The 11001-nt window shown below is 64.5% G+C and carries 11 protein-coding genes and 1 tRNA gene; 10 read left to right on the top strand and 2 right to left on the bottom strand.

Annotated elements, in window-relative coordinates:
• Positions 1-83 precede the first annotated feature (83 nt).
• The 8 genes from BH93_RS20350 (at position 84) to BH93_RS20385 (ending at position 7578) form a co-directional block, all read left to right on the top strand.
• Positions 84-154 (top strand) — tRNA-Gln (locus BH93_RS20350).
• Between the two features lie 54 nt (positions 155-208).
• Positions 209-1681, top strand: coding sequence for a bifunctional UDP-N-acetylglucosamine diphosphorylase/glucosamine-1-phosphate N-acetyltransferase GlmU (gene glmU / locus BH93_RS20355; protein WP_037175335.1), 1473 nt, complete (start codon positions 209-211; stop codon positions 1679-1681).
• Positions 1682-1716: 35 nt separating this feature from the next.
• Positions 1717-2661, top strand: a complete 945-nt coding sequence (locus BH93_RS20360; protein WP_052058862.1) for a ribose-phosphate diphosphokinase — start codon at positions 1717-1719, stop codon at positions 2659-2661.
• Positions 2662-2843: 182 nt separating this feature from the next.
• On the top strand, positions 2844-3476 hold the full coding sequence (locus BH93_RS20365) for a hypothetical protein (RefSeq protein WP_230592568.1): 633 nt from the start codon (positions 2844-2846) through the stop codon (positions 3474-3476).
• 18 nt (positions 3477-3494) lie between these two features.
• Positions 3495-4691, top strand: coding sequence for a sensor histidine kinase (locus BH93_RS20370; RefSeq protein WP_037175336.1), 1197 nt, complete (start codon positions 3495-3497; stop codon positions 4689-4691).
• A gap of 62 nt (positions 4692-4753) precedes the next feature.
• Entirely contained in the window at positions 4754-5350 is a 597-nt protein-coding gene (locus BH93_RS20375) for a response regulator (RefSeq protein ID WP_230592610.1), read from the top strand.
• Positions 5351-5443: 93 nt separating this feature from the next.
• Positions 5444-6196: an ABC transporter ATP-binding protein gene (locus BH93_RS20380; protein WP_032377260.1), complete on the top strand. Its 753-nt coding sequence runs from the start codon at positions 5444-5446 to the stop codon at positions 6194-6196.
• Positions 6193-7578: an ABC transporter permease gene (locus BH93_RS20385; RefSeq protein WP_037175337.1), complete on the top strand. Its 1386-nt coding sequence runs from the start codon at positions 6193-6195 to the stop codon at positions 7576-7578. Before BH93_RS20380 ends, BH93_RS20385 begins: the two co-directional genes overlap by 4 nt.
• On the opposite strand, the gene BH93_RS20390 is transcribed toward BH93_RS20385, so the two are convergent.
• Positions 7542-8552 carry a helix-turn-helix transcriptional regulator gene (locus tag BH93_RS20390; RefSeq protein WP_037175338.1) on the bottom strand — a complete coding sequence of 337 codons (1011 nt, stop codon included), beginning with the start codon at positions 8550-8552 and terminating at the stop codon, positions 7542-7544. The genes BH93_RS20385 and BH93_RS20390 overlap by 37 nt on opposite strands.
• Positions 8553-8648: 96 nt before the next feature.
• Between BH93_RS20390 and BH93_RS20395 the strand changes: the two genes are divergently transcribed.
• Positions 8649-9044 (top strand): RidA family protein, encoded by a 396-nt coding sequence (locus tag BH93_RS20395; RefSeq protein ID WP_037175339.1) that lies wholly within the window; start codon positions 8649-8651, stop codon positions 9042-9044.
• An 8-nt stretch (positions 9045-9052) separates the two neighbouring features.
• On the opposite strand, the gene BH93_RS20400 is transcribed toward BH93_RS20395, so the two are convergent.
• Entirely contained in the window at positions 9053-10048 is a 996-nt protein-coding gene (locus BH93_RS20400) for an aldo/keto reductase (RefSeq protein ID WP_037176757.1), read from the bottom strand.
• Positions 10049-10149: 101 nt separating this feature from the next.
• Between BH93_RS20400 and BH93_RS20405 the strand changes: the two genes are divergently transcribed.
• Complete coding sequence (locus BH93_RS20405) at positions 10150-11001, top strand: helix-turn-helix transcriptional regulator (RefSeq protein WP_037176759.1); 852 nt, start codon at positions 10150-10152, stop codon at positions 10999-11001.

Raw genomic sequence — 11001 nt, forward strand, 5'->3', positions numbered from 1 at the left:
ATCGTTGCGCTCGGTGGGAGCGCAACGGCTTGACGAATGCGTCGTTCGATTCGTCGGCCACTGTCTGTACCACCGGTCGATTATCCGCCGTGGTGTAATGGCAGCACCTCTGATTTTGGTTCAGATAGTTCAGGTTCGAGTCCTGGCGGCGGAGCGAGCAACATCATTCACGCATGCCCGTCTTTCGCGTTACCGCCTGAGGAGCTCAATGCCTGTGCAGACCGCCGTGGTCGTTCTCGCTGCGGGTGCAGGTACCCGAATGCGCTCGAAGACCCCGAAAGTTCTGCATCCTCTGGCCGGCCGCACGATGCTCGCGCACGCCCTTCACGCGGCCGCCGACCTCGGGCCCGATCACCTGGTGACCGTCGTCGGACACGATCGTGAACGAGTCTCTTCCGCTGTGCACGATCTCGCGGCCACCTTGGGTCGCACCATCCATACCGCTGTTCAGGATCGACAGTTGGGTACCGGCCATGCGGTGCAGTGCGGCCTGGCTGCGCTCCCGGACGACTTCGAGGGCACGATCCTCGTCACCGCGGCCGACGTCCCTCTGCTCGACGGCCACACCCTCAAGGCATTGCTCGACGAGCATCTGAGCGCCCCGCGTCCCGCGGCCGCGACGGTGCTGACCTTCGTCCCGGACGATGCCAACGGCTACGGCCGCATCGTTCGCACCGACGACGGCGAGGTGGCCGAGATCGTCGAACACGCCGATGCCACTCCCGCTCAGGTGCTGATCGGCGAGGTCAACTCCGGCGTCTACGCGTTCGACGCGGTGGCGCTGCGGACCGCACTCGGCAAGCTCAGCACCGCCAATGCCCAGCACGAGCTGTATCTGACCGACGTCGTCAAGATCAGCAAGGCCGACGGCAAAGCCGTCTACGGCACCCAACTCGCCGATCCCGACCTGGTGGTGGGCGTCAACGATCGCGTGCAGCTCTCGCACGTCACGTCGGTACTCAATCGCCACATCATCGAGCGGCACATGCGGGCAGGCGTCACCGTCGTCGACCCGTCGACCACGTGGATCGACATCGATGTCACTCTCGGTGCGGACGTTCGCCTCGAGCCCGGTGTTCAGCTGCACGGCAAGACCCATATCGCCGACGACGCGGTCGTCGGGCCGGATTCGACCCTGCGTGACGTCGAGATCGGGGAACGCGCGTCGGTGGTGCGCACCCACGCCGAGCAGGCCGTGATCGGACCGGATGCCACCGTCGGACCGTTCACCTACCTGCGTCCGGGCACCGTTCTCGGCACCGGCGGCAAGCTCGGTGCCTACGTCGAGACCAAGAACGCGACGATCGGCAACCACACCAAGGTTCCGCACCTGACCTACGTCGGCGATGCCACGATCGGCGACCACAGCAACATCGGTTGCTCCAACGTCTTTGCCAACTACGACGGCGTCAACAAGAGCCGCACGGAAATCGGATCCCATGTACGGACCGGTTCCGACTCGACGTTCGTCGCTCCCGTTCACGTGGGCGACGGCGCTTACACCGGCGCAGGAACAGTGGTTCGGGAAGATGTTCCTCCCGGCGCGCTGGCCGTCTCCGGTGGCAAGCAACGCAATATCGAAGGCTGGGTCATCGACAACAGGCCCGGAACCGAAGCTGCGCAGGCAGCGGCGCTCGCAGATCGTGATCGGCAAGAACAAAAGGACGGCGAACAGCAGTGAGCACCCCCAATTGGATCGACAACCAGAAGAACCTGATGTTGTTCTCTGGTCGAGCACATCCGGAGTTGGCCGAGCAGGTCGCCAAGGAACTCGGCATCGAGATCACCCCGCAAACGGCGCGTGACTTCGCCAACGGCGAGATCTTCGTGCGCTTCGAGGAGTCGGTCCGCGGATCGGACGCGTTCGTTCTGCAGTCGCATCCGTTCCCGCTCAACACCTGGCTGATGGAACAGCTGATCATGATCGACGCTCTCAAGCGTGGATCGGCCAAGCGCATCACCGCGATCCTCCCGTTCTACCCGTACGCCCGCCAGGACAAGAAGCACCGCGGCCGCGAGCCCATCTCCGCTCGCCTCGTCGCCGATCTGCTCAAGACCGCAGGTGCCGACCGCATCATCACCGTCGACCTGCACACCGATCAGATTCAGGGCTTCTTCGACGGCCCCGTCGATCACATGCACGCGCACAGCCAGCTCGCCGATCACATCCGCGGCAAGTACAGCCTCGAGCACATCACCGTCGTCTCCCCCGACTCCGGCCGCGTCCGCGTCGCCGAGAAGTGGGCGGATTCCTTCGGCGGCGCACCGCTGGCCTTCATCCACAAGACGCGTGATCCGCTGGTGCCCAACCAGGTCAAGTCCAACCGCGTCGTCGGCGAGGTCGAGGGGCGCACCTGCATCCTCATCGACGACATGATCGACACCGGCGGCACCATCGCGGGCGCGGTGAAGGTTCTCAAGGAAGCAGGCGCGGGCGACGTCGTCATCGCCGCCACTCACGGCGTTCTGTCCAACCCGGCCGCCGAGCGCCTCGCCAACTGCGGTGCCAAGGAAGTCGTCGTCACCAACACCCTCCCGATCAGCGACGAGAAGCGCTTCGAGACGCTCACCGAGCTGTCGATCGCACCCCTGCTGGCCCGCACCATCCGCGAGGTCTTCGAAAACGGTTCCGTCACCAGCCTTTTCAACGGCAGCGCATAGTACCCCTGGGTCGTTCCACAGGCTCCACTCCCGACCTTCAGGTCTGTTTCGCTCGACCGGAACCCGCCCCACCCACTCTCCGTCCGCACTGCATGAACTACGTCACGTCGACGACCGGAATATGCAGCTCGCGAGACGGGGGTGTGTGGGGCGGGTTTTGTTGTCACCTAAGATGACTCGTCGTGATCGACGCGCACTCTCTCAACGGCCCGGCTGGAACTACTACCGTCAGAATTGCTCGATGGACGCCGGGCGGGTGCGTCTGGTGCGGCAGCACCGACAGCGTCGAAACCTTCAGGAACGAGCCTCGCTGCGGTCTGTGCCGCGAGAAGGAAGCCGTCATCGACGAGGCCAAGCACTTCATCGGCATGTACGGTCTGCGCCCCCTGGGCGGCACCCTGGCGTCCGAGGACGACGAGGAGCGCGAGTACCGCGTCACCGCCCGCGATGCGCGTGAGGTCCTCAACCGCATTCGGCTCGAGAAGCTCCCCGACCCGGCCGCCGTACGCAAGGCGTTGCGCCCCAGGGCCGCTGCCGCGGTGAACGCACCGGCCTCACCCTCGTCGACGTCCGCTCCGGCGAAGGCACCGACGAAGAAGTCGCAGGCCGGTGTCACCGGAATCGATGCGATCGAACTGCAGTCCCGCGTGGAGAAGTTGCTCGGCCAACTCACCTCCGTCGACGAGCAGATCAGCGCACTCGACGGCGTACAGGGCCTCCCCGCACGCGCTCGCATGAAGGATCTCGAACGTCAGCGGACCACCGTGCTGACGACACTGGCCGCGCTCGAGAAGGCTCGTCGCCGCACCAACTGATCCACGTAGTCTGATCGAGTGCTGCGCAAGCGTTCGATCTCACGGCAGGTGCTCGATGTCACCTACGCCGTGGTCTTCGTTCTGCTCCTGCTGCCGTCGACTCTGAGCCAATCCTCCGGTTCTCCGGGCGCAGCTGTTCTGATCGGGTTCGGCATCGCATTGTCCATCCGGCGCCGATCACCACGATGGTCCTTGGCGCTCGCCTGGGTGCTGGCCGTCGTACAGATGGTCAGCGGAGTGCTCCCCCTGTCGGCGGATACAGCGATCTTCGCGATTCTGTACTGCTCGGCCGCGTACGGCGACAACGTGGTTCGACGCCTCGGTCTCGCCTCGGCCGTCGTCGGCGGAGTGATAGCGGCGCTGTACCTGGCGTTCGTGGACGGCAATCCGTTCGGGGCGCCCACGGATGCAGGATTTCAGGAACCGAGGCTGCTGCAGGCCGCCGTTCTCCTCGCTGCGCTGTGGGCCATGCTCGGGCTGTCCTGGGCGCTCGGTCGACTCGCCTACGCCCGGCGTACAGCCATCGAATCGGCACACGCGCGCGAGCTCGCCGAGGTGCATCAGGCGCGAGCCGAGCAGGAAGTGGCAATCGAACAGGAGCGCAACCGAATTGCCCGGGACATGCACGACATCGTGGCGCATTCCCTGGCCGTGGTGATCGCTCAGGCCGATGGCGCACGCTATGTGCGTGCACTGGACCCCGCGGCCGTCGACACTGCACTGACGACGATCTCCGACACCGCGCGCGAGGCCCTGTCCGACGTCCGGGTGCTGCTGGGGCAGCTCCGCCACAGCCAAGGCGATCTACCGACCCCCGGTCCGGGCGACCTGGAGCGTCTGCTCGATCAGATGCGCGCCACCGGCCTGAACATCGACTCCTCGATCGACACCGGCGACGTGTCGTTGGGTGCAGGAGCGCATCTTGCGTTGTACCGCATCGCGCAGGAATCGTTGACCAATGCACTGCGCCATGGCGATCCGAACTCGCCGGTGACCGTCGCCATCGAATCGGATTCTGCCGGCGTCGAACTGACGGTACGAAACAGTGTGTTCCCGGGGCTTCCCGCCGCGGAATCATCCGGCCACGGAGTGGCCGGCATGAAGGAACGCGCCGGCCTCTCCGGCGGAACCTGCACTGCGACCGGCGACGCCTCGTCATGGACTGTGACGGCGTGGTTGCCTACCACCACCCCCTCGACGAAGGGCACGACGTGAGTTCCGATCGTATCCAAGTTGCGCTGGTCGACGACCAGCAGCTGTTCCGAGCCGGCATTCGCATGCTGATCTCCTCCCAGCCCGACCTGGAATTCGTCGGGGAGGCGGGCAACGGACGAGAAGCCGTCGAACTCGCAGCGTCCGTCACTCCCGACGTGATGCTCATGGACATCCGGATGCCGGTGCTCGACGGTATCGCCGCGACCGAGCAGATTCTGGCCGCCTCCGACACACCTCCGCGCATTCTGGTACTCACGACGTTCGACCTGGACGAGAGCGCTGCGCGAGCCATTCGTTCGGGCGCAAGCGGATTCGTGCTCAAGGATGCCGACCCTGAGTTTCTGCTCGCTGCGATCCGTACGGTCCATGCCGGAAACTCGGTGATCGCCGCGTCCGCGACGACCGGCTTGCTGGCGCATTTCACTCCGACGCCTCCGGTTCCGACGGTGCCGGCCGCATTCGAGACCCTCACTGCGCGGGAGAAGGAGCTCTTCCGGCTCACAGCCCGCGGGCTGAGCAACTCCGAGATCGCCGAGCTGGAGTACCTGAGCGAAGCGACGGTGAAAACACACATCAGCCGCATATTCGCCAAGCTGCACCTGCGCGATCGAGTGCAGCTGGTGGTCTACGCATTCGAGCACGGGCTGAACTCGCCCTGACCTCGGGACTGACGCCGATGTCATCCTGCAGATGTACGACGCGAAGACTCGCGCCTGATTACTTCGATCCGGCGAATTCATAGCGTTGTGGGCATGACGATCACAGCAGGCCCTGTTGCACGGGCATTTCAGGTCAGTAAGCACTTCGGCGACTCGTCCAATCCGGTGAGCGCCCTCGACAACGTGTCGCTCGACATTCACGCCGGCCAGTTCACCGCCATCATGGGACCGTCCGGTTCCGGCAAATCGACGCTCATGCACGTCATGGCCGGGCTGGACAACGCCAGCTCGGGTCACTTGATGCTGGCCGGTGCAGACATCACCTCGGCCAACGACGACGCTCTGACGACGTTGCGACGCAAGCAAGTCGGGTTCATCTTCCAGTCCTTCAATCTTGTTCCCACTCTGGATGTTCGGGGCAACATCCTGTTGCCGTTCGAGCTCGACGGCCGCGCACCCAGTGCGCAGGAGTCGGCCTGGATCGAGCAACTCATCGATACCTTGGGACTACAAGGTCGGGTGAACCACCGTCCACATCAGCTCTCGGGCGGACAGCAGCAGCGCGTCGCGATCGCCCGTGCGCTGGGGACTCGACCGCATCTCATCTTCGCCGACGAGCCCACCGGCAACCTCGATTCCCGCACCGGCCGCGAGGTTCTCGGCCTCCTGGCCGCGGCGGTGCGCGAGTACGGCCAGTCGATCGTCATGGTCACCCATGATCCGATCGCAGCCAGCTACGCCGATCGCATCGTCTTCCTCGCCGATGGGCGCATCGTCAACGAACTGGGGCGTTCGAGCGCAGAACAGATTTCGAGCTACATGCTGGGAATGGAGAGCGTCCGATGAGTGCGTTGACTTCTGCTCACGCGTCGAAAGAGCACGGTGCCAGCATTCTGGTGACATCGCTGGCGTCGTTCTTCGGAGTTGTGTTGATTCAGGCAACCGCGTTTCTGGTCGACATCTTCGGGGATTCAGACCTCGACGGTGCTGCCGTCAACGCGCTGTACAGCGTGGCGCTGGTGTTCATCGGCCTCGCGTTGTACGTCGCGGCGGTGGTCACCTCGAACACGTTCGCGACGATCGTCGCGGGCCGCACCCGCACCATCGCACTCCTTCGACTGTTGGGAGCCCGCTCTCGTGACCTGCGCCGATCGGTAGCACGCGAGGGCCTCGTCGTCGGATTGTTCGGTGGCGCAGTCGGTATGGTCCTCGGCGTCGGCGCGAGTCACCTGGCCCGGGCCGTTGCGGTCTCGGCCGGTCAGCTGCCGGATGTGCAGTACACGACCGTTCAGCCCGTGGTGCTTCTGCCCGTCGTGATCGTGGTGCTGACGACCACCGTCGCGTCGTATGTGGGGTCACGAAAGGTCCTGGACGTCACACCTGTCCAGGCAACCGGAGGTGCGGTCGACACGGGCGTGGAGGCTCCGCGGTCGCGTCGGATCAGGACCGCGCTCTCTATCGTGCTCATCGCCGGCGGCGTGGCTCTGCTGGGAATCGGTGTCCTGATCGGGATGGTCAACCCGGGCGGTGTTCTGGTCGCGTTCTTCGGTGGTGTCGCATCGTTCACCGGAATCATGGTCGGGGCGTACCGCATTCTGCCCGCCACACTGAAACTGGTCGGGAGACTGTCCGGCCGTGGACCCGCTGCCCGATTGGCATCCGCCAACGCGATTCGCTATCCGGATCGCAGTACCCGTACCGCGGTGGGACTGTTGATCGGGGTGACGTTGGTGACGACGTTCGCGGTCGCGATGTACAGCTACCGGTCGATGCTCGTCAACGAATACGACGAGGCCACGGTCGGCCAAGTACTCACCGTGACAGTAGGAATCATGACCGGACTCATCGGCTTCTCGTCCGTCATCGCGGCCGTCGGAATGGTGAACAACCTGCTGCTGAGCATTCTGCAGCGCACCCGTGAGATCGGTCTGCTGCGTGCACTCGGATTCACCCGCAAGCAGATTCGAGCGATGATCGTCTCGGAGAGTACTCAGATGGTGGTCGCGTCCATGGGCTTCGGTCTGATCCTCGGCATCGTGTACGGCTGGGCCGCAGCACAATCGCTGCTGGGCTCACTGGATTCCCGCGGACTCACCGCGCCCACCCTGCCGTGGGCAGTCATCGCCGGAACCGTGTTGTGCGGTGGACTCCTCGCACTCGGGGCCTCGTTGACCCCGGCGCGACGTGCCAATCAGATCTCGCCGGTACTCGCGTTGGCGGACGCCTGATCGCGTGGTCTGTAGCGCTCGGCGATTGCAAGGGCCCGGCCGTACAGACCATCCCGCAACGACTGCGGCCCCAGGACTTCCGCGTCGGTACCGAGTTGCCACAGAGCCCACTCAGCGTGCCGCGCATCCTGGAAAGTCATGTTCATTCGCAACCGACCGTCACCGTCGAGATCCTCGTCGGTGACGGTCAATGCAGTGTCTGCCAGTTCTTCCCGGCGCCTCGGGTCGATGAGCGCCGACACCGTCACAGGGGTGCCGCCGTTCCTGAATCGGGTGCTGCGCTCGTGCCACATCCGGTCGAGATGCACGCTGTCCGGCCGTTGGGCCGGCTCGAGAAGCACCTCGGCGTCCTGCACCCGCGAAAGTCGGTAGGTGCGGTCTTCGCCGTCTCGGGTCGCCAGCAGGTAGCTCCGGCTTCGCACTGCGACCAAGCCGACAGGATCCACCGTGCGCCACTGCGCATCTCGGTCGTTCGGCGCGTAGAGAATCCGGAGCTTTCTGCCGTCGAACACGGCCCTGCGAACGGAGTCCATGATGGGAGCGGGTATCTGCTCGGTGACAACCCGGCGAGACAGAAGGTCTGTCTCCGGCTCGATGAGTAGCCGGCGAGCGGCAGTACGCGCGGTGTCGTGATGGCCGTCGGGCAACGCGTCCATCACCTTTCGGAGCGCTGACACCACTCCGGATCCGAGGCCGAGCGCGTGATCTCCGCCGTTCGATCCCACTGCAGCCAGTAGCGACAGGGTCTCATCGTGGTTGAGGCCCGGAAATTCGGTCCTGAAGCCAGGCAGTAGCGCGAACCCTCCCAGCCTGCCGCGCTCGGCGTAGACAGGGACGCCCGCAGTCGACAGAGCGTCGATGTCGCGGAGGACGGTTCGAGTCGACACTTCCAGTTCGACGGCGAGAGCATCGGCCGTCATTCGGCCGCGCTGGCGCAACAGAAGCACCAGCGAGACCAACCTGTCCGCACGCATGCGCGAACGGTACCGAAATACACGACAGAGGGTGTCGTGTATCGCTGTCAATCTTGCTTCGTACTGATCGGAAACGAACGAGACGGAGACGAAGATATGGAAAGAACTGCAGTCGACCCGGTGAACTGGTCGGTCGCTCTGGGCTTTCACCAGGGCGAGCTGGTCACCGGACCCACCAGGACCCTCTACTGCTCCGGGCAGACCTCGACGAACAGCGACGGCACGCCCGTGCACGAGGGAGACATGGGCGCGCAGCTGACGCTGAGTCTCGACAATCTGGACGCAGTGTTGGCGGGGGCCGAGATGTCGATCTCGAACGTGGTGAGGCTGGGCGTGTACACCACCGACGTCGACCTCCTGTTCCAGCACTACGGCGTACTCATGGCGAGACTGGGAGCAGCAGGAGTTGCGCCGACCACGACGATGCTGGGGGTGGCCAGGTTGGCAATCCCAGGTCAGATGATCGAAATCGACGCCATCGCCGTGGGTTGACGCCCGCCTCAGACCTCGCTGTCGAGTTGCGCCATCTGAGACTCTGCGTAGCGGGTGCCGGCAACTGCATCCGTCGGCACGGCCGTCTCGATTCGGGCCACCTCATCGGGGCTCAACGAGATATCCTCAGCAGCAATGGTTTCCATCAACCGCTCGACCGAGCGGGCACCGATCACCGGGACGATGTCGTCACCACGAGACATGACCCAGGCGATGGCCAACTGCGCGACGGTGATGCTGCGGTCGTCGGCGATCTCGGCGAGTAGTTCCACCAACTCGACGTTCCGGGTGAGGTTCTCCCCCTGAAATCGCGGGCTGTGCGCCCGGAAATCGTCGGCGGACAGTGGCTTGTGAGCTCGAAACGTGTTGCTGAGCAAACCACGTGAGAGCACGCCGTACGCCGTGATTCCGACGCCGAGTCCACGCGCGGTATCGAGGATGTCTGCCTCGATACCGCGCGAGACGATGGAGTATTCGATCTGGAGATCGCTGATCGGGTGCACCGCTGCCGCTCGCCGCAGTGTTTCGCTACCGATCTCGGACAGACCGATGTGGCGGACGTAGCCCGCCTCGATCATCTCGGCAATGGCACCGACGGTGTCCTCGATCGGCACCCGTGGATCGAGTCGAGCCGGCCGGTAGACGTCGACGTGATCCACACCCAGCCGCTGCAACGTGTAGCCGAGCGAACTCTTGACGCTCTCCGGTCGGCCGTCGAAGCCGAGCCATCCACCGTCGGGCCCGCGCAGAGCTCCGAATTTCACCGACAGCACGACGTCGTCTCGGTTGCGCTCTTTCAGTGCCCTTCCGATCAGCATCTCGTTGTGACCGGCACCGTAGAAGTCACCGGTGTCGACAAGGTCGACGCCTGCGTCGACAGCGGCATGGATGGTGCGGATCGATTCCCGGTCGTTCGATTCGCCGTACGCACCGGACATCCCCATCGCGCCGAGGCCGATACGCGAGACGGTGGGTCCGGACTTTCCCAGTTGTGTTCTGTTCATGTCGTCCACTGTGCGTTCCCGACGAGAATTGCGGCAGAGAGCAGTTGTCGGAGGACTGCCGATCCCTGGCTCGAACCGGCGACGAGGCGCACACTCGATACGTGGAACGTGACGAACTGGCCGATTTTCTCCGACGACGTCGGGAACTTCTGACTCCCGGCGACGTAGGTGTTGCACCGGGACCGCGCCGCCGCACGCCCGGACTGCGTCGTGACGAGGTGGCACTGCTGGCCGGGATGTCCACCGACTACTACACCCGCCTCGAACAACGCCGCGGGCCGCATCCGTCGACTCAGATATTGAGTGCGCTGGCCCGCGCCCTGAGGTTGGACGACGACGAGCGAGACCATCTCTTCATCCTGGCCGGCCAATCACCGCCGACGCGGATGGGTGCGGACAAACACGTCGGCCCCGGCCTGATGCACCTGCTGACCAAGCTCGACGACACTCCCGCCTGCGTGGTGACAGACCTCGGTGAGATCGTGGCGCACAATGCGATGTACCTCGCGCTGGCCGAGGACCCGCGCAGGTACACCGGGCTCGACAAGTACGTGGTGTGGCGTTGGTTCACCGATCCCGGCACGCGCCGCAACTTCGTTCGCGAGGACTGGGATCGGATGGGCCACAAGCACGTCGCCGATCTTCGAGCAGTGTCGGCCAGGCGAGCAGGCGATCCTGAGGTCGCTGTACTGGTCGAGGGTCTACGCGCCGCCAGTTCCGAGTTCGAGACGATTTGGAGCGAGCACCGAGTCGCATACAAGACGTCGGCGTCCAAACGCTTCGTGCATCCCGAACTCGGCGTGATCGCCGTCCACTGCGAGACCCTCGTGACTCAGAAAGAGGGCCAACATCTCCTGGTCTATTCGCCGCAACCGGGAACCGATGCCCGCGAGAAATTGAATCTGCTCGGCGTCATCGGCACTCAGCAACTGGATGCGACTCTCGCCGAGTAG

Source organism: Rhodococcoides fascians A25f, from assembly GCF_000760935.2.
GTDB lineage: Bacteria > Actinomycetota > Actinomycetes > Mycobacteriales > Mycobacteriaceae > Rhodococcoides.

Excerpts from the sequence above, each read along its gene's own strand:
- BH93_RS20385 (WP_037175337.1), top strand. The coding sequence starts at position 6,193 with ATGAGTGCGTTGACTTCTGCTCACGCGTCGAAAGAGCACGGTGCCAGC.
- BH93_RS20390 (WP_037175338.1), bottom strand. The coding sequence starts at position 8,552 with ATGCGTGCGGACAGGTTGGTCTCGCTGGTGCTTCTGTTGCGCCAGCGC.
- BH93_RS20375 (WP_230592610.1), top strand. The coding sequence starts at position 4,754 with ATGCTGATCTCCTCCCAGCCCGACCTGGAATTCGTCGGGGAGGCGGGC.
- BH93_RS20380 (WP_032377260.1), top strand. The coding sequence starts at position 5,444 with ATGACGATCACAGCAGGCCCTGTTGCACGGGCATTTCAGGTCAGTAAG.
- BH93_RS20395 (WP_037175339.1), top strand. The coding sequence starts at position 8,649 with ATGGAAAGAACTGCAGTCGACCCGGTGAACTGGTCGGTCGCTCTGGGC.
- glmU (WP_037175335.1), top strand. The coding sequence starts at position 209 with ATGCCTGTGCAGACCGCCGTGGTCGTTCTCGCTGCGGGTGCAGGTACC.
- BH93_RS20360 (WP_052058862.1), top strand. The coding sequence starts at position 1,717 with ATGTTGTTCTCTGGTCGAGCACATCCGGAGTTGGCCGAGCAGGTCGCC.
- BH93_RS20400 (WP_037176757.1), bottom strand. The coding sequence starts at position 10,048 with ATGAACAGAACACAACTGGGAAAGTCCGGACCCACCGTCTCGCGTATC.